The following is a 17393-nucleotide window of genomic DNA, read 5'->3' on the forward strand; positions in this document are numbered from 1 at the left end:
TAAAAAAGCGGCATAAGGTTTAATTTTCTTGAATTGAGGAAACATACACATAACAAAATATAAGATTGGAGGAGGAGTTTAATATGGTTCACGTGAAAGCGCTTGCTATTAAAGGAATTATGACAATTATTGTTTTGTATTTGGTTCTTGGCCTAGGCTTTAATTTCACTTTTGGCGATACGTTGCTGATGACGATCGTTTTAGGGGTTGTTTCTTATTTACTCGGGGATCTTTATGTATTGCCTAAATGGAACAATATGATAGCGACTTTGGCTGATTTTGGGTTAGCCTTCCTCGTTGTCTGGCTGATGGGAATGCCGCTCTCTATGGGGTTATCTCCGGGAATGCTGGCGCTGGCAGCCCTCTTTGCGGCCATTGTCATGGCAATCGGGGAGTACTTCTTCCATTTCTATATGATGAGTAAAGAGCTGGGCAAACCACGCTTCATTGAAAGAACAGAGTAACGCTGAAAGGCCGGTTTTATACGGCCTTTTTTACATTACATCTTCCTGGTCTGTCTTTCGGATCGTCCGGTAAGCGATAATGATACCGACAGCAGCAAGGGCTAAAGGAATATAAATAATGTTAGCTAACGATAATTCTGAGCTATTTTGACTGATCAATATCATCAAGATAACTGACGAGACAATGGTTGCAGAAACAGAGTGTTTTCGCATTCCAAAGTATAAGGGAACAAGGCATAACCCCGCAGCGGCAGCCGCATATACCAGCATAGCGCCAATCTCCCCGCCCAAAGCATGGAACGCCAGCTTACCTGAACTGAAATGAAAATAATCATTTACCTTAAAAATGATGGCCGAAAGCACCAGCTCGGACACGATAATAGTGACAAAGGTCAGCCCGGAAACGATCAATAGCTTGGCAGTCATCAGCTTTTTTCGGCTGATGGGATAGGTGAACATAACCGTGATCGTCTTATTTCTATACTCGCCGATGACCAGTTTGGCAATGAGCACTGCCGCAAAGACGATATAAACAGATCTGACAAAGAGCCCCAGTATGAATACTGTTGAGCCCGTATCAGCATACGCCATTTTGGCGGTAGAAAGTGATCTTTCCTCTGAACCTATCAGACACATAAAACCCAAAATACATAGATTTGCAATGACGGCGCCCTTGAAATACCATCCTAATTTTGTCTTTTTCAATTCTAATTTCACCAGTTTTAACATTTTGTTATCAACCCCGCTATAACACATCCGTTTTATCTACTTTTCTGACAGCCAAGTAAGCAAAAACTAAGCCCGCGGCAGCCAGGGATAAAGGAATATACACAATTGAGGACAGTGAAAATTCCGAGGTTGTTGAACTCATGGCCATGACAATAATAACAGCCGAAATAATGGTTGCCGGAACAGAGTATTTACGCATCCCAAAATAGATGGGAACTAAGCTTGTTCCAGCGGCGCCAAAGGCGAAAACCGCCATTTTCACAGCTTGCTGAGAGACTATATCCGATGTCACTTCCCCGGGAATCATATGATAGATTGAGTTCAAAAAAAAGAAAGCAAAAGCGACAAATACATTTGATATTAAAATCGTGATAAAGGTCAGTCCGAAGGCAATCATCAGCTTGGATGCCAGCAGTTTTTTTCGATTGACCGGATAGGTGAACAGCACAAGAATTGTTTTATTTTTAAATTCCGAAATCACTAATCTTGCAATCAATACCGCCCCGAAGATGATGAAAACCCCTCTGACCAATGTCCCGATGATGAGGAACGATTCATCAATGGTTTGCATGGTCTCCTCGCCTTCTATTTTTTCTACATAGCTGACCATCCATAAAAATCCCAGAAGTATAAGATTGGCGATAATTGCTCCACGCGCATACCAGCCCAGCTTCATTTTCTTTAATTCGATTCTCATTAAATTCCACATTAGCTCCGCCCCTTTTTACGCACTGATGCTGTCACCGTTGATCAGGCTTAGGAAATAGTCCTCCAGCGAGGTATATTTTTTGTTGATTGACTCGATGTCTATATCATTTAGAATCAGTGCTTTTGAGATGGCTGCCTGTGATGCGTCAGAATCATAGATCCGTACGGTTTTTTCATTCAATATTTTGAAATTGGCGATGCCTAGTTCATTCTCAAGCACAAAACACGCCTTCGTCCGATTCGTCGTCACCAGCTCAATGTATTCCGTATTTTGACCTCTGATTTTATCCAGGGAAACCTCTTCAAGCAGCCTTCCGTCACGGATCACTCCGATTGTATCGGCGATTTGCTCTATTTCACTGAGCATATGGCTGGATATCAGCAGTGTCATGCCATACTCTTTACTCAGCACTTGGAACAAATGTCGGATTTCCTTAATTCCGACGGGATCAAGTCCGTTAATTGGTTCATCTAAAATCAGCAATTCAGGCTTGGTGATAATTGCCCGCGCTATGCCGAGCCGCTGCTTCATACCAAGGGAGAAGGTTTTTACCGCCTTGTCCTCAATATTTTTCAAATTCACCATGCCGAGCACTTCTTGAATTGAATTTTTATCGTGATAACCCATGTACTCACAATGCAGTTCTAAATTCTCTTGTGCTGTCAGTTTTTCGTAAAAAATAGGATATTCAATCATACTGCCTATTCGGCCCAGTACTTTGTATGACGTATTTGTCAGTTTATGTCCAAGGATTTCAATCTCACCGCCGGTCGGTTTTACAAGGCTCGTGAGCATTTTCATGACGGTTGTTTTACCCGCGCCGTTTGGTCCTAGAAATCCGTATATTTCTCCTTTTCGTATATGCATGTTTACATTTGATACGACTTCTTTGCCTTGAAAGGTTTTGGTCAGGCCGTTGATATTCACAGTATAGGTCATTATCTTTCTCCTTCCGTCTGAACCTGTTTTCTATTATAGACATGAGCGGTGTCATTTTTATTTCCTATTTCTTAAGAAAATCTTACGTTTAATACGTCATTCTTTTTAATGTGATGGTAAACGCTGTCCGTTCGTATGGTTTGCTTTGAAGGGAAATAGCACCGCCCATTTGTTCAACAAGCCTTTTTGTAATCGTCAAGCCGAGCCCGCTCCCCTGAAATGATTTATTTCTTGATTCTTCAAGCGTGTACAGCCTTTCGAATACCCGCTCTTGTTCCCGTTCGCCAATTCCTTTCCCCCGGTCCCACACGCTGATATAGACATGCTGCTCATCGCTTGATAACGACAAACCGATAACCTTTCCGTCGCCTCCATATTGAATCGCGTTCGATAACAGATTTTGAAAAACCCGGTCAAGCGCTTCTTCATTCCCCTTCGCATACACCGGAATGTCAGGGATGTCGATTGCTGCCTCATAGCCTTTCGCCTGAACCACGTCATAGTAAGAAAGGATATTCTTTTTACACAGTTCATTGATATGTATTTTTGTAATCGGAATCTCTTTATCTCCGGATTCCAGTTTGGCTAAGTCGAAAAATGAATTCATCAGCCTGATAATTTCATATGTCTTTTGGTGAAGTTTTTCTAATAATGCCTTTCTCTCTGCATCTGCCAGATCCGAATCATTTTGAATCGCTTCGATATAGCCCAGAACAACTGTCAGAGGCGTTTTTAGATCATGTGACATATTGGTCAGCATCCGCTTCATCGAGTGTTCGGTTCTTGTAAATCGGGCTGTGATTTTTTGATTATCATCCAGCAGCTGATTGATTTGCACCAAAAGCGCCTGGAGCTTGCGATCGTCAGTCAGAAGCAAAATCTGCCCGGCGGGATGCTGTTCGGTCAGGCTGTTTAGTTTTTTTGTTATATACTCGAGGCTCCTGTCGCGGCTTCTCTTCATTTGGTATTGCGCCATATTGACAACCGCCAATATAATCACAGCGCCAATCAATAAAGCTGTCATGCTAAAACTCTCCCAATTTATAGCCGATTCCCCAAAGTGTTTTGATATATTGAGGCGATGACGGATCGTCTTCAATTTTCTCTCTCAGACGCCGCATATGAACGTTAATAATATTTTCGTCACCATAGTAATCCTCATTCCAAACCGAGCGATAGATCTGTTCTCTCGTAAATACTTTTTTAGGATTAGTAAAGAATAGCTTGATGATCTGCCATTCTTTTGAGGTCAGCTGAATCACTTCATCATTTTTTGTGATAAGGACATTTTCAATATCAAGCGTCAGCTCATGTACACGAATGATATTCGTTTCTGCCGGTTCATTTACGGCATACTGTGTCGCTCTTCGGATTGCGGCCTTTACTCTTGCGGACAGTTCGATCATTGAAAACGGCTTGGCGATATAATCATCCGCGCCGAACCCCAGACCCAGCGCCTTTTCCACATCACCGTCTTTAGCGGAAATGATCAAAACCGGAATCTTGCTTTGCTCTCTTATGATTTTCAACAAATCCATCCCATTCAGCTTAGGCAGCATCAAATCTAGCAGGATCAAATCAAACGCATTCTGCCGAAACAGCTGAATGCCCTCTTCGCCGTCAAAAGCATGAACGACGTGAAACCCTTCCTTTGTTAAATAATGATCAACCACTTCACTGATTGACCGGTCATCCTCTACAAGCAAAATCTGCTGCATTTTCTCCACCAACCTCTTTAAAATAAGAAACACACGTTTAATTACATTAAGTGTAATCAAAAACGTGCGTCTTTTATATAACATATTATGTTTTTCCTATGATCAGCTTCCTATATTCCAAAAAAGTAATCACCATCAATACAACCAGACATCCCGTCCATTAAATGCACGCCAAGAAACAAAGCGCTCAGGAATTGTAATGACCGCTCCCCCATCGAGATCATCGCTCCTCTTTCAGCTCCAATCCGTTTGATGCCCTAAAACTCAAAACAAAGGGAATAGCTGTGCCTGAATAACAAAACCGCGGCGGACGTTGCACCCTGAGCGTACGCCCGCTTCATCAAAATCGACTTTGAAGCGAAACAGACGGGGCCGCAAACCAGAAGGGCCACTCCAATGACAGCCTGACGAACCTGGCTCTCCTCAACTTGACTCATCTCAGCTCACTTACCTCCGTTATCTCTATTCGTTCAAATGTTTTTTGATAAAATGCAGCAGGGTATTTCCTTGAGCGGTGAGAATGACGCCTTTTCCGTCGCATTTCGGACAAGGCTTTCCATCTTCCTCCCCTGTTCTTTTACAATGCGGGCAAGTTAATTCCAAATCATCTAAAGCGATTACCATGCTTATTCCTCCTTTTTGATTGATAAGTCTCCTGTACATGTGTTTCGCCAGCCTTCTTCCATGGCCGTCACCTCCTTTAAAAACACAAAAAACCCCCGTCCATATCAAAGGACGAGGGTTTCGCGGTACCACCTTTATTAACAGCTCAAAAAGCCATTCACTCATAAGTACAGAAAAGTAAATTTCGATACTCCTCTCTTGGTAACGGGGAGAGAATCCCGGCAGCGCCTACTATTGTTTCAGCGATGCAATTCAAAAGCCCATTCGGTATCAGGGGAGGATCGGTTCTCAGCAGCCACCGACTCTCTGGACCCCGCACACTGATACGTACTTACTCTTCCTCCAGATTGTTGATCCGTTCTTTATTTGTAAAATTTATAATACTCCGTGAGTTGAAGGAAGTCAATTCGAAATTACTTCGATCGTTTTGGTTTTTCTTCAATATGGGCCGACTGCATATTTGATGTTTAAGAAAACCAGTTTCAAGGAAACCAGTCATTAGATAGGGTAACCATTTCAAAAAAATCACTACAACTGCAATGAGGTGAAGCAAATGAACGCTACAGCTAAAAAGTCGATGCTGAAAGGTGTCATTCTTGCGCTGGCAGTATTATTTTTAGTGTGTACGCACGTTGTAAATCTTTATGTTTGGCTTATTTTCATGTTTGCCGGCATAGTTGGTGATAAATTCATTACCATTCAAGAAAAACGAAAAGAGGCTGAAATGGAATCCGATTAGCCATCGCCCGGTCTCATAACCGCCCGCTTGCCGGAACGATCATTTCATTTATCCAAACCAAGTGCCTCCCGCGCCATTTCCATATGATCATCTTGTTTTGTCTGCAGCGCAAACTTTGCGATATCGATCGGATAGGCAGCCTCCATTTCTGTAATATGCTCCTGCATCCCCGGCCATCTTCTTCCCCCTTCCTCACTATAATGCTTCAGCAGGCGCGCGGTTTCTTTTTCGCCTAAAATCATTTGATACGCGACAAAATCCTTGGCCGGATCGGCGACTTTTGCTTCCGTCCAATCCAGAAGACCTGTCACGCGCTGATTTTTCCCAATCAACATATGCGCGGGATGCAAGTCGCCGTGAATGAGGGCGGAGAACCCCGGCCAGTATGAATCGTCACTAATCCACTTTTGCCACCTTCGCCAAAGGTGATCTGATACGCCCAGCTCTCTCTTTATGTTATCCATGGATTCCGCTATTGACTGCCGGGTATTGTTCGGGCTTAACACTTCAATGCCGGCTTCAGCCGCGGCCGCTGGATCTGTCCCATGTAATTCAGCTAATATGCCGGCAAGCGATCGGACAAAATGATCTGAAGGCGGCTGATGGTCCATATTCCATACATATTGTTTCTCTTCTAGATCAATACCGGCGGCGGGTATTCCGTCAAGCCTTGGATAAGCAATCAGTTCCGGTGTATGAATTCGCCAATCCGGTACAGAGGCCGATAGATGTTTGCGGAGAAAGGCGAGAGCATTGCCTTCTGCTGCGGCTCTTTCAATCACATCATGCCGGCGCGGTTTTCGCAGCACCCATGGCACACCGTTTTCATCATCCGCAAATACAACTTGAAAATCCATACCCGTTTCATTAATTTGCGTGCTTTCACGGTTTACCATGAGGCCATTTTTATGTGCCAGTCTTACAATTTCCTCAATGGACTGTTGTTCGTTCTGATTTGTCATCTGCTTTTCCCCTTTTCCCTATTTGCTAACATATAAGGCTCCGCCTGCGGTTCAGGATAATGGAGAAGGATTTTTGAAGACGCAAAAAAAGAAGGCAGCATTGCCTCCCCCTATTTCATACAATATTAGGGCTCCTTATTATAGGCAGGCCAATCCCGATTCCCCCGCACACAGGCAGAGACTCTGTTCACTATTTAATTAGTGTGCCAAAGTGTGAAACGGAATCTTATGAATGCCAAACCAGAACCCCTCCGTTCTTTATAAGTTAAGACCATTTTACAATACATTCCATGTGATAACTACCATAAATCTAAATCAATCAAGTCACCGGCGATGGATTAAAGAGACACAAATCATTGTGAAGCCCCCAATGGTCGGCCCACGTTTGTTTGCGGCCGCTGGCGACGTCCACGATCAACCGGAATATTTCCCAGCCGATTTCTTCTATGCTCGCCTCACCCGTTGCGATTCGTCCCGCATTCACATCTATTAAATCTCCCCATTGCTCTGATAACGAATGCCGGGTTGATACTTTAATCACCGGCGCTGCTGCCAGACCGTACGGCGTTCCTCTTCCTGTCGTAAATACCTGCACATTCATGCCGGCCGCAAGCTGAAGTGTTCCGCAGACAAAATCACTTGCCGGAGTCGCCGCGAACAGTAACCCTTTTTGATCCGCCTTTTCACCGGGACCCAGCACGCCGGAAATGGGGCTTGTGCCTGACTTCGCCACAGATCCTAATGATTTTTCCACCACATTTGATAAACCGCCTTTTTTATTGCCCGGCGATGGATTGGCGCTTCGATCCGCTTCCCCACGCTGCAAGTAGCTGTCATACCACTTCATTTCATGAATAAGTGAGTGCCCGACCTCTTCATTGATTGCCCGCGGCGTTAATAAATGGATGGCATCTCTTACTTCCGTGACTTCTGAAAATAAAACAGTCGCCCCCGCCCGAACCAATAAATCAGCTGCATACCCTACCGCCGGATTGGCCGTGACGCCGGAAAAGGCATCGCTTCCGCCGCATTGCAGGCCGATCACCAAATCAGAAACAGGACAGGTGACACGGGTTCTGCTGTTTAGTTTAATTAACCGCTCTTCCGCCATTTCCATTATGGATTGAATCATATTCGTAAAGCCTTGCTGGTCTTGTAATGAAATGATATTTGCAGGTTCGCCGCCAGGAACAATTCTTGCGGGAAGGAGTTTTTCACAGCCTAAGCCGACCGCCATTACCTCCCCGCCGAAATTAGGATGCTTTGCCAAGTTTTGAATCGTGCGGATGGGGATTACGGCATCCGGCGCATTGATCGCCACTCCGCATCCATATTGATGATGTAACGGCACGACATCATCAACATTAGGGTATTTCGGAAGGAGGTCTTCTTTGATGCGTTTTACCGCATAATCAAGGACGCCGACGACGCATTGAACGCTGGTGGTAATTCCGAGGATGTTTTTTGTCCCCGCGCTCCCGTCCTCGTTTCGATAGCCTTCAAATGTATATCCTTCAAGGGAAGGCTGCGGGCCGGGCACTCTGTTTGCAATGGGCAGGTCCTCTAATACCGGAGGGGCGGGCATTCTTACAAGAGTTTCTTGCAGCCAGCATCCCCGATTGATCTGCCGGTCGGCATACCCAATCACTTCTCCGTAACGTACAATAGCAGCACCTTGTTTCAAATCAGTTAAAGTCACTTTATGACCTTGCGGAACATATTCCTCAAGCATAAGGCCGCATGGAAAAACAGTACCTGCCGGCAGTCCTCTGTCATTTACAATAATCGCTACGTTGTCATTTGCATTCACTTTGATGTAAAGCGGCGATTGATTTTGTTTGAGGTTCAAAACCATTAGAAAAACACTCCTTCCACATATTCGTAAGCGCTTTCTATACTCATTATAAAAAAAGCCGCAAAGATGAAATCCAATCTGCGGCTGGTGTGTTACGGCTATTTTCCGTCCATGCCTTTTATGATCTTGTCACGCACAAATTTCAAATGCTCATACATGTGATAATGGGCTTGATAAGGATCTCTTTTGGCAAGGGCGTCATAAATTTGTTTATGATATTCAACCGTAACGTCCCTTTCTCTGTACGGGATTTGACTGTCTATTTTCGCATGGGTGATCAGCAACGATTGAATCATTCCTTCGACAACCGGGTTATTGGCGCTCAATGCAATAATTCTGTGAAATTCTTTATCCGCTTCGCCGTAATTATTGTCTGTGCTATTGGCGATGTCGTCGATGGTTTTCTTTAAACGCTTGAGCTCATCTTCATTTATTTTCTCCGCGGCAATCGTCACCAATCCAAGCTCTAATGCCATCCGCGCTTCTATGATAGCCGGCAGATTATCAAGCGCTAAAGCAAGCATGACGGAAAACGGGTGCATGCCGATTTTATCGTTGAAATAGGTTCCGCCACGGGTTTTTCTTGTAATCACACCAAGCGTTTCAAGCGAACTTAATGCTTCTCGAAGGACAGGCCTGCTGACATGTAAAATGTCCATCAATTCCATTTCGGTCGGTAATTTATCTCCTGCCTTCAATTGGCCGCTTGATAATAAGTGGACGATCCGCTCAATCACCTGTTTAGCTAGTGTTTTACGATTGACTGAATCCACTTTCAGTTCTTCTAAACCTTCATACACGAACAACTCCCCCTTCAGTTGTTCAATTGTAAGACAAAATAAAACTTATTACAATATTTAGAATCAATTCTTATCGAACGAGACAAGGCCGTTTGTGGTTAAACTCCCAGTTATTGATCAAAAACTGCATAGGAACCGCGTCATTGCGCGCGCCTACATTCATTTTTTGATACAGCGCATTCGCCTTCTCCACTTGTTCCATATCAAGGTCAATCCCAAGCCCCGGCTTATTCGGCACCTTCACATAGCCATCGATAATCTCAAATGGCTGTTTCGTTAAACGCTGCCCGTCCTGCCAGATCCAATGGGTATCAATCGCAGTAATCCGGCCCGGAGCTGCGGCTGCCACATGGGTAAACATGGCGAGTGAGATGTCAAAATGATTGTTAGAATGAGAGCCCCACGTCAATCCCCAATCATGGCACATTTGCGACACACGCACCGAGCCCTGCATCGTCCAGAAATGCGGATCAGCTAACGGAATATCTACGGCATACAATTGAATCGCATGCCCCATTTCCCGCCAGTCGGTCGCAATCATATTGGTTGCAGTCGGCAGCCCTGTCGCGCGGCGGAATTCGGCCATCACTTCGCGAGCCGAATAACCGTTTTCTGCCCCGCATGGGTCTTCGGCATACGCAAGCACGCCATGCTGCCCTTTACATAATTCGATCGCTTCGTCTAATGACCATGCCCCGTTCGGATCTAGAGTAATTCTCGCATCAGGAAAACGTTTTGATAACGCGGTGATGGCTTCCATTTCTTCCTCTCCCCGCAGTACGCCGCCTTTCAGTTTGAAATCCTGAAAGCCGTAGCGTTCATGAGCGGCTTCCGCAAGGCGGACAATAGCCTCAAGTGTCAATGCTTCCTCGTGGCGAAGGCGGAACCACTTACAATCTGACTCCTGATCGCTTTGATACGGCAGTGTCGTCCGTTTACGGTCACCAATGTAGAATAGATAGCCGAGCATCTCCACTTTATCCCTCTGCTTGCCTTCTCCCAGCAAAGCAGCAACCGGTTCATTGAGAAACTTGCCCAGCACATCTAACAATGCTGCTTCCAATGCTGTCACAGCGTGAACCGTTGTTCGCAAATCAAACGTTTGGATACCGCGTCCTCCGCTATCCTGGTCTGCAAACTGCTTCCTGACCGTTTGCAAAATCGACTGATACGCGCCGATTGATTTTCCGATCACAAGCGGCTTTGCCAGCTCCAGCGTGCGGCGGATTTTTTCTCCGCCAGGCACCTCACCGACACCCTGATTCCCGCTGCTGTCTGTTAAAATAACGATATTTCGGGTAAAAAACGGGCTGTGGGCTCCGCTTAAATTCAAAAGCATGCTGTCGTGACCCGCTGTTGGAATAACCTTCATTTCAGAAATTAACGGAATATTCGATCTATTTTCTTTTTGAACCTGCTCCTGTATTGGTGAACTCATTTTTCATCCTCCTCATGTAAAACGCTTTCAAAATTGTTAGACAGGCAGTGATTGATCGGGGTTTTGCTCTTGTTTCTTCAACACGACCCGTTTGATCGGCCCGACAAGCAGCAAATAGCTGAGAATCGCCGCGATCGCGTTAGCGCCTACAAAGACGAGCGCGCCATTAAATGATCCCGTTGCGTTTACAATATAACCGATAATAATCGGGGTGGTGATAGAAGCAATATTTCCAAATGTATTAAACAAACTGCCGCTTAATCCCGCACACTCTTTCGGAGACGTATCGGAAACAACAGCCCAGCCCAACGCGCCGAAGCCTTTTCCAAAAAACGCGAGTGACATGATCACAACGACAAGCCAAGCAGATTCTGTATAGTTGCAGATGATCATACTGCAAGACAGCAGCATCCCGATAATGATCGGCACTTTTCTGGCCAAAGTGAGTGAACGGCCTTTTTTCAGTAAAAAGTCAGATACGATGCCGCCAAGCACTCCGCCTGCAAATCCGCACAGCGCCGGCATCGAAGCCACAAACCCCGCTTCAAGGATGGACATTCCGCGGGCTTGAACCAGATATACCGGAAACCATGTCAGAAAGAAATAGGTGAGCGTTGTAATGCAATATTGCGCGATGTACACGCCGATTAACATACGGTTCGTTAATAATTGCTTGATATACGGCCATTTGGATTCCTTTTTCTGCTTGCTTTCTTCCCGGCTGTCATCCATTGAAATCAGCCCGCCGCCTTTTTCAATATACTCGAGTTCAGCTTGGTTGACCTTCGGATGCTTTTTCGGTTCATACACCGTTTTAAGCCAAACAAAAGTTAGAAGGATTCCCCCGACACCCATGACAACAAAGACAGAATGCCAGCCGAAAGAATGGGTGAGCCAGCCCATTAAAGGAGAAAAAATAACGATAGCGAAGTATTGAGCTGAGTTAAAGAAGGCTGAAGCCGTGCCGCGCTCGGCGCTTGGGAACCATGAGGCAACCACTCTGCCGTTCCCCGGAAATGACGGCGCTTCAGAAATTCCCACCAAAAAACGCAGTGTAAACAGCAGGATAATAGCAGTCCCAGCGGAAAAAAATCCAATCGCGCCTTGCAGCAGCGTAAAGAATGACCAAAAAAAGATGCTTAAGGCGATAATGGTTTTAGAACCGAAACGATCAAGCAGCCAGCCTCCGGGAAGCTGCGCGATGACATATGCCCAGCCGAAAGCGGAAAAAACATACCCCATGGCAACTGAATCCAATCCAAGGTCTTGCTGTACAGCATCACCCGCAATGGAAAGCGTCGCGCGGTCCGCATAATTGATTGACGTCACAACAAACAGCATAAATACGATGAACCAGCGCACAGATGTTTTTTTGCCCGCCGGTGAAAAATTCGCATTGTCTTTTTTCATAACATCTTCTCCTTTATCAATTTAGAGAAAAATATGCTGGCCGGTAATAGAGATTGGAAAGAGACAACTGCCCCTTTCCAACGCAAGGAATCATTACTGTTTAATAAAAACGGTTTTAATCGCCGTGAAAAAGTCTTTAGCCGCCTCGCCCTGTTCGCGGGAATGAGAGCTTGATTGTTTGACGCCGCCAAAAGGAGCCTGAAGTTCAACCCCTGCGCTTTCTGCGTTGACCCGAACAAGTCCTGCTTCAATATCATCTATAAAAGACAGCATATGGCCGATGTTTTGGGTGAAAAGCGAAGCACTTAGTCCAAACTTCACATCATTGGCGATATCTAAAGCCTCTTCCATTGTGTCGACCTTCAATAAGGCGATGACCGGTCCGAAAATCTCTTCCTGGGCAATGGTCATGTCAGAGGTGACGTTGTCAAAAATTGCGGGCTGAACATAGTAACCATTTTGATAGTCTCCGGCCTCCAGCTTTTCTCCCCCGATCAAAAGGGAAGCGCCCTCTTGTATTCCTTTTTCGATATAGGAAAGGCAATGATCAAGCTGATTCTTGCTTGCGATCGGTCCCATCCATACGTCTTCTTTTAAGCTGTTACCGATGGTAATGTCTTTTGTGCGCTGTATTAATTTTTCTTTGAATCTGTCGTAAACCTCACTTTGTACAATGACACGGCTGGTGGCTGTGCACTTTTGGCCGGTCGAACGGAATGCGCCGGTTATCGCTGCTTCAGCGGCGGCATCAAGATCGGCTTCATTTGTTACGATGATCGGGTTTTTCCCGCCCATTTCAAGCTGGTACTTGGCTCCCCGTTCTAAAGCGGCTTGCCCGATGATTTTTCCAACCTGGTTCGATCCGGTGAATGTGATGCCGTTCACTCCATTATGCTCGGCAAGTCCTTGGCCGACGACTGACCCCGGGCCTGTCACCAAATTGATAACGCCCGCCGGAAGCCCCGCTTCTTCAAAGCATGCGATGATTTTCGCACAGGTAATAGCTGTTTCTGTCGCTGGTTTAATGACAACGGTATTGCCGTACACCAATGCCGGAGCCATTTTCCAAATCGGGATTGCGACCGGGAAGTTCCATGGAGAAATAACGCCGACCACCCCGAGAGGAACACGGGTTGTAAACATCAGCGCGTCTTTGTCAGTAGACGGGATGACATCGCCTGTTTTGCGCATGCCTTCTCCGGCGTAATATCGAAGAATGGCAATCCCTCTGGCGGTTTCCCCTTTTGCTTCCGGCAGTGTTTTACCCATCTCGCGTGTAGCGCAGGCTGCAATTTCATCCAGACGCTGTTCCATGATATCCGCTGTTTTGTACAAGTATTGGCCCCGCTCAGCGCCAGACAGCTTTCTCCATGCCGCTTTCGCTTCATTTGCAGCCGCTGCGGCCCGGTCCACATCTTCAGCCGTCGAGTTTTGCACATAGCCCACAAGATCATGGATATCAGCCGGATTCTCGACCTTTACCATATCGCCTGAATGGGATTTGACCCACGCTCCATTAATATAATTAAGGTATGTGTTTTTTTCCGTCATCACAGACATGCCAATTGCCCCTTTCCTGTTTTGAAATTGATCGTTACACCGTTGCGGCTTTTTTGGGAAATCGGTCTGCCGCTCGTTTTAAAATCGTTTCTAATTGTTGATAATGCTCTTTTTCTACCGGTCCGACTGGCGGTCTGGCTGTATTTCTTACATTCATCCCCATGATCTCCATACCGGCTTTAATCAAAGAGACAGCGTATCCATTTCTTTGTTTTCGAATATCGTTGATCGGCAGGATTACATGCTGATAAAGTTCCTTCACCAATTGCTGGTCTCCGTTTTTTAAGGCTTCAAAAAACATTCTTGAAATGTGCGGAATATAATTGGAGATTGCTGAAGAGTAGGAGTGAAAGCCGATCGGCATATAAGCCGGCATCGTCACTTCAGCCATCGGCATCCCGTTGAGCCAACCTAAACGGTCTCCTATCGTATAAGCGAGATTAATATTCAAATCTATATTTCCCAGACCGTCCTTCACGCCCACAAGCTGTTCAAGCTCCGTCAGACGTTTGACCTGCCGGAGAGAAAGCACCGCGTTATCACGCTGATAGAGAATGGCGTTAAGATCCGTGCTTTCAATAATCGTCTTCACATATTGGTATAAGCCTTCCTGCTCGCCATGCACCAGGTAAGGAGGCAGAATCAAATAGCCGTCCGCGCCTTTTTTCTGGGATATTTCCGCCCAATCCAGCGCTGTACTGAGATTGCCTCCCACTCCAGTGTATACGGGGACCTTTCCGCCGGCTGCCGAAACCGCGACTTCCACCATTTGCTCATATTCTTTCTGGCTGAGAGATTGAAATTCACCAGATCCGCAAGCGATAAAAATCGCCTCCAAACCTTCTTCTAACAAAAACTCGATATTTTGAAAAAGAGCTTCCTCCTCTAATTTGCCTTGCGTGTTAAAAGGAGCAACTGGAAAACCTAAAATTCCTGTTGGTGCTTTCCTTATACGGCTCATCATATAACCTCCTATAGTTTGTGGTGATTTGCCCCAGAAATATGAAAGCGCTTTATAAACAAACCTCTGACACTCTCTCCTTTCCTTTTAGGCTTTTGTTTTATTGTAAGACAAATAAACAATATGTCAATATTTTTATTTTCAGATTTCTTTTTTTGTAGGGAAAAGATCAGGAAAATCCTATGCTCCAGGCAAGATTCAGAACAAAAAAAGACAGCCGATCGAGACCGGCTGCCAGTGTTTACATACTTCTTTCTCTTCCGTTTCTGAAATTCTCACTCAAATACTTCGCTTCCAAAAAGAACACGTGAATGAATTTTTTTGTATTCACTCTTGCAGGTGCGACAGGTCTTTTATCGTTGGATTGCATTTCTTTCATTTTCTGGCTGACGACCGGAAAATCAAAGAATTTCGATGCGTAGTTTTCAAACTTTGGATTTGAAAAATCTGTTGTGCCTAAAGAAGCAAAATGGTGTAACGAATGGATAATGGCTCTGCGTATACGTTGTTCCGAAGCTTTCGTTTCCCGATTAATATCGGCTTGTGATGCCGCCGCCCCGAGTTTTCGTTCTGCGACATTTGTGAAGATCTGTTTTAAAGACGGCATGTTTTTTTCAAAAGGCGCGGCTTGTTCATACTCAAATAAATACTGAAGAATCGCCATTAAGTCGTGTGCTCCGCTTTCTCCCATAATGCCCAGCTCTGATAAAAGAAAGGTTCCGGTTTCTTTTACGCTTTTGCCATTCTTATTTTGAGGGCGGGCGTTTGCAGGTTCATTCCGATTAACCAGCCGGCTTAAGGAGTTTTGAATATCTCCAATTGAGTTTTCCAGCTCCACCCGTTCTCTCACCTTTCGCAGAACGCTTATCATTTCAATACGGTTAATAGGCTTATGGATAAAATATTCAATGCCGAGAGAATATGCTTCTCCCACCATTTCCTTTGCTTCCACTTGCGAAATCATCACTATTTTTCCAGAGTAGGAGTCTTTAAGGTGGCGTATCGTCTCAATGCCGTCGCGTACCGGCATTAATAAATCAATTAACAAAATATCGACCTTTTTAAAATGCAGCGTATGCCCTTCCACTTGGCATCCGTCCTCTGCTTCACCCGCCACTTCTCCCAGATCTTCATCTTCTATGATCTGTCTCAGGATGGAACGAACCGCACGGTCATCATCCGCTATAAAAAAACGCATATATGGAATCACCCTTTCTGAATCAAATGCCGGGCCGGCAGCCTGATGGTAAAAACCACACCACCGTTTTGCTTGTTTTGAAACCTGATGTCCCCGTCAAGGTCTGTCACGATTTCCTTTACATATGAGAGTCCGATTCCTGTCGAGGGAGTGCCAAATTCGTCATACTTTGAGGTGAATCCCGGATCAAATACAATTTCTCCGATTTTCTCAGGAATGCCGGGACCATTGTCTTCCACCTGAAATTCTACCATACCTCCTTCAAGCTCACGAAGCCTAAGGACGACCATTCCCTTGCCCCCCATTGCCTCAACTGCATTAGCCGTCAAGTTATTAATAATAGAAAGAATGATAAATACATGATAATCGGTATGCTCTCCCTCTATCGAATGGTGAAATGCAATATCTTTTCCCATAGACTCCGCATACTTTTCATTCATTCGAATGACAAGCTGAATCAAATCGGCGGCATTCATATAATCTCTGAAGCTTTCATTTGAAATCAGTTTTGATAGACCTGCAAATATTCGCTGATTGTCTTTTTTCACTTCATGAATCTCACCGGCCAGCCTTAAGATTCTGCTGCTGAGCAGCTCATCTTTCCCATTCAATTCCCGGTACAGCTGGTACGATTCGTTTGTCACGTGTTCTGTCGTTTTCAGCGTTTTTTTCAATTGAACCGTTTCCTCGTATAAATTCGAGACGATCATCAGCATGTGCTCATTTTGTCTTCGGGTTTGCTTTTCCCTTGATTGTGCCTCATACAGCTTCATCACATTAAAAAAGCTAAGAACGATAAACGTGTGGGAAATGGAGATCACCGCAATATCTGTTATTTTTTCCGGTGTCACAACCGTCCCATAGATGAAAAATTGCACGGCCAGCTCGATGCAATCAGATGCAATTTCGATCATAAACCCAATAAAACCAAGCATAAACGGCCGATCACGAAAACGCTTTACCTTTAAGAAATAAAACAAACATGCATATGTAAAGTAAAAGAAAAAGCTGGACGATTGGTCACTCAAAACGGAAATCAATTCGGCATGTTCTCCGCCGTATAATTCCAGGAACACACGAAATGCGACAACAGCTGTTCCTGTCAAAAGCCCCGGTAACACCGCCGGCACATGTCTTAACAGTAATAAGAAAAAGAAAAAAGCCGGTGCGCCGAAGCTGATTCGGAATTCTTCATTCAGAGGATAAAATTTCAGTTCGCCGGCAAGCGGCACGGTAATCAGCATGAGAGCCAAAATATAACCGTCTTTTTTTAGAAAATACTCAAGT

18 protein-coding genes and 1 other annotated feature are annotated in these 17393 nt (G+C 45.1%); of the genes, 2 read left to right on the forward strand and 16 right to left on the reverse strand.

Annotated features, from left to right (window positions below):
- Positions 1 to 83 precede the first annotated feature (83 nt).
- Positions 84 to 464 carry a DUF2512 family protein gene (locus AXI57_RS05460; RefSeq protein ID WP_061669481.1) on the forward strand — a complete coding sequence of 127 codons (381 nt, stop codon included), beginning with the start codon at positions 84 to 86 and terminating at the stop codon, positions 462 to 464.
- Between the two features lie 30 nt (positions 465 to 494).
- Here AXI57_RS05460 and AXI57_RS05465 read toward each other — a convergent pair whose 3' ends face one another.
- From AXI57_RS05465 to AXI57_RS05490, 7 genes are all read right to left on the reverse strand, one after another.
- The gene (locus tag AXI57_RS05465; protein WP_061669482.1) at positions 495 to 1193 is read right to left on the reverse strand and encodes an ABC transporter permease; all 699 of its coding nucleotides are present in this window, start codon (positions 1191 to 1193) and stop codon (positions 495 to 497) included.
- A 16-nt stretch (positions 1194 to 1209) separates the two neighbouring features.
- The gene (locus AXI57_RS05470) at positions 1210 to 1902 is read right to left on the reverse strand and encodes an ABC transporter permease (protein WP_061669483.1); all 693 of its coding nucleotides are present in this window, start codon (positions 1900 to 1902) and stop codon (positions 1210 to 1212) included.
- A 15-nt stretch (positions 1903 to 1917) separates the two neighbouring features.
- On the reverse strand, positions 1918 to 2841 hold the full coding sequence (locus AXI57_RS05475) for an ABC transporter ATP-binding protein (RefSeq protein ID WP_061669484.1): 924 nt from the start codon (positions 2839 to 2841) through the stop codon (positions 1918 to 1920).
- An 88-nt stretch (positions 2842 to 2929) separates the two neighbouring features.
- Positions 2930 to 3865: a HAMP domain-containing histidine kinase gene (locus AXI57_RS05480; RefSeq protein WP_061669485.1), complete on the reverse strand. Its 936-nt coding sequence runs from the start codon at positions 3863 to 3865 to the stop codon at positions 2930 to 2932.
- 1 nt (position 3866) lies between these two features.
- A complete protein-coding gene (locus tag AXI57_RS05485) occupies positions 3867 to 4547 on the reverse strand; it encodes a response regulator transcription factor (RefSeq protein ID WP_088118433.1) in 681 nt (226 codons plus the stop codon).
- Between the two features lie 269 nt (positions 4548 to 4816).
- Positions 4817 to 4996: a hypothetical protein gene (locus tag AXI57_RS21285; protein WP_141292188.1), complete on the reverse strand. Its 180-nt coding sequence runs from the start codon at positions 4994 to 4996 to the stop codon at positions 4817 to 4819.
- A 25-nt stretch (positions 4997 to 5021) separates the two neighbouring features.
- Positions 5022 to 5183, reverse strand: a complete 162-nt coding sequence (locus AXI57_RS05490; RefSeq protein ID WP_003327970.1) for a tryptophan RNA-binding attenuator protein inhibitory protein — start codon at positions 5181 to 5183, stop codon at positions 5022 to 5024.
- 104 nt (positions 5184 to 5287) lie between these two features.
- Positions 5288 to 5537 (reverse strand) — a binding site (T-box leader).
- A gap of 199 nt (positions 5538 to 5736) precedes the next feature.
- Here AXI57_RS05490 and AXI57_RS05495 point away from each other — a divergent pair.
- The gene (locus AXI57_RS05495; protein WP_003327969.1) at positions 5737 to 5922 is read left to right on the forward strand and encodes a hypothetical protein; all 186 of its coding nucleotides are present in this window, start codon (positions 5737 to 5739) and stop codon (positions 5920 to 5922) included.
- A 44-nt stretch (positions 5923 to 5966) separates the two neighbouring features.
- Here AXI57_RS05495 and AXI57_RS05500 read toward each other — a convergent pair whose 3' ends face one another.
- The 9 genes from AXI57_RS05500 to glnK all read right to left on the reverse strand — a co-directional run bounded on the left by AXI57_RS05500 (position 5967) and on the right by glnK (position 17350).
- A complete protein-coding gene (locus tag AXI57_RS05500) occupies positions 5967 to 6884 on the reverse strand; it encodes a macrolide 2'-phosphotransferase (RefSeq protein ID WP_061669486.1) in 918 nt (305 codons plus the stop codon).
- A 319-nt stretch (positions 6885 to 7203) separates the two neighbouring features.
- Positions 7204 to 8739: a galactarate dehydratase gene (garD, locus tag AXI57_RS05505; RefSeq protein ID WP_003327966.1), complete on the reverse strand. Its 1536-nt coding sequence runs from the start codon at positions 8737 to 8739 to the stop codon at positions 7204 to 7206.
- Positions 8740 to 8837: 98 nt separating this feature from the next.
- Positions 8838 to 9539 (reverse strand): FadR/GntR family transcriptional regulator, encoded by a 702-nt coding sequence (locus tag AXI57_RS05510; RefSeq protein WP_003327965.1) that lies wholly within the window; start codon positions 9537 to 9539, stop codon positions 8838 to 8840.
- Positions 9540 to 9609: 70 nt separating this feature from the next.
- Positions 9610 to 10977 (reverse strand): glucarate dehydratase, encoded by a 1368-nt coding sequence (gudD, locus tag AXI57_RS05515; RefSeq protein WP_061669487.1) that lies wholly within the window; start codon positions 10975 to 10977, stop codon positions 9610 to 9612.
- Positions 10978 to 11013: 36 nt separating this feature from the next.
- Positions 11014 to 12387: an MFS transporter gene (locus AXI57_RS05520; RefSeq protein WP_061669488.1), complete on the reverse strand. Its 1374-nt coding sequence runs from the start codon at positions 12385 to 12387 to the stop codon at positions 11014 to 11016.
- Positions 12388 to 12480: 93 nt separating this feature from the next.
- Entirely contained in the window at positions 12481 to 13947 is a 1467-nt protein-coding gene (gucD, locus tag AXI57_RS05525) for an alpha-ketoglutaric semialdehyde dehydrogenase GucD (RefSeq protein ID WP_061669489.1), read from the reverse strand.
- 34 nt (positions 13948 to 13981) lie between these two features.
- Complete coding sequence (kdgD, locus tag AXI57_RS05530; RefSeq protein ID WP_003327960.1) at positions 13982 to 14908, reverse strand: 5-dehydro-4-deoxyglucarate dehydratase; 927 nt, start codon at positions 14906 to 14908, stop codon at positions 13982 to 13984.
- A gap of 241 nt (positions 14909 to 15149) precedes the next feature.
- A complete protein-coding gene (gene glnL, locus AXI57_RS05535; protein ID WP_010787522.1) occupies positions 15150 to 16106 on the reverse strand; it encodes a glutamine utilization two-component system response regulator GlnL in 957 nt (318 codons plus the stop codon).
- A gap of 8 nt (positions 16107 to 16114) precedes the next feature.
- Positions 16115 to 17350 carry a two-component system sensor histidine kinase GlnK gene (gene glnK / locus AXI57_RS05540; protein ID WP_061669542.1) on the reverse strand — a complete coding sequence of 412 codons (1236 nt, stop codon included), beginning with the start codon at positions 17348 to 17350 and terminating at the stop codon, positions 16115 to 16117.
- Positions 17351 to 17393: the final 43 nt, after the last annotated feature.

This window comes from Bacillus atrophaeus (genome assembly GCF_001584335.1).
GTDB lineage: Bacteria > Bacillota > Bacilli > Bacillales > Bacillaceae > Bacillus > Bacillus atrophaeus.

Bases quoted from the DNA above. Each gene is read 5' to 3' on its own strand.
- AXI57_RS05460 (WP_061669481.1), top strand. From the start codon at position 84: ATGGTTCACGTGAAAGCGCTTGCTATTAAAGGAATTATGACAATTATT.
- AXI57_RS05465 (WP_061669482.1), bottom strand. From the start codon at position 1,193: ATGTTAAAACTGGTGAAATTAGAATTGAAAAAGACAAAATTAGGATGG.
- AXI57_RS05470 (WP_061669483.1), bottom strand. From the start codon at position 1,902: ATGTGGAATTTAATGAGAATCGAATTAAAGAAAATGAAGCTGGGCTGG.
- AXI57_RS05475 (WP_061669484.1), bottom strand. From the start codon at position 2,841: ATGACCTATACTGTGAATATCAACGGCCTGACCAAAACCTTTCAAGGC.
- AXI57_RS05480 (WP_061669485.1), bottom strand. From the start codon at position 3,865: ATGACAGCTTTATTGATTGGCGCTGTGATTATATTGGCGGTTGTCAAT.
- AXI57_RS21285 (WP_141292188.1), bottom strand. From the start codon at position 4,996: ATGAGTCAAGTTGAGGAGAGCCAGGTTCGTCAGGCTGTCATTGGAGTG.
- AXI57_RS05490 (WP_003327970.1), bottom strand. From the start codon at position 5,183: ATGGTAATCGCTTTAGATGATTTGGAATTAACTTGCCCGCATTGTAAA.
- AXI57_RS05495 (WP_003327969.1), top strand. From the start codon at position 5,737: ATGAACGCTACAGCTAAAAAGTCGATGCTGAAAGGTGTCATTCTTGCG.
- AXI57_RS05500 (WP_061669486.1), bottom strand. From the start codon at position 6,884: ATGACAAATCAGAACGAACAACAGTCCATTGAGGAAATTGTAAGACTG.
- garD (WP_003327966.1), bottom strand. From the start codon at position 8,739: ATGGTTTTGAACCTCAAACAAAATCAATCGCCGCTTTACATCAAAGTG.
- gudD (WP_061669487.1), bottom strand. From the start codon at position 10,977: ATGAGTTCACCAATACAGGAGCAGGTTCAAAAAGAAAATAGATCGAAT.
- AXI57_RS05520 (WP_061669488.1), bottom strand. From the start codon at position 12,387: ATGAAAAAAGACAATGCGAATTTTTCACCGGCGGGCAAAAAAACATCT.
- gucD (WP_061669489.1), bottom strand. From the start codon at position 13,947: ATGTCTGTGATGACGGAAAAAAACACATACCTTAATTATATTAATGGA.
- kdgD (WP_003327960.1), bottom strand. From the start codon at position 14,908: ATGAGCCGTATAAGGAAAGCACCAACAGGAATTTTAGGTTTTCCAGTT.
- glnL (WP_010787522.1), bottom strand. From the start codon at position 16,106: ATGCGTTTTTTTATAGCGGATGATGACCGTGCGGTTCGTTCCATCCTG.
- glnK (WP_061669542.1), bottom strand. From the start codon at position 17,350: ATGCTGATTACCGTGCCGCTTGCCGGCGAACTGAAATTTTATCCTCTG.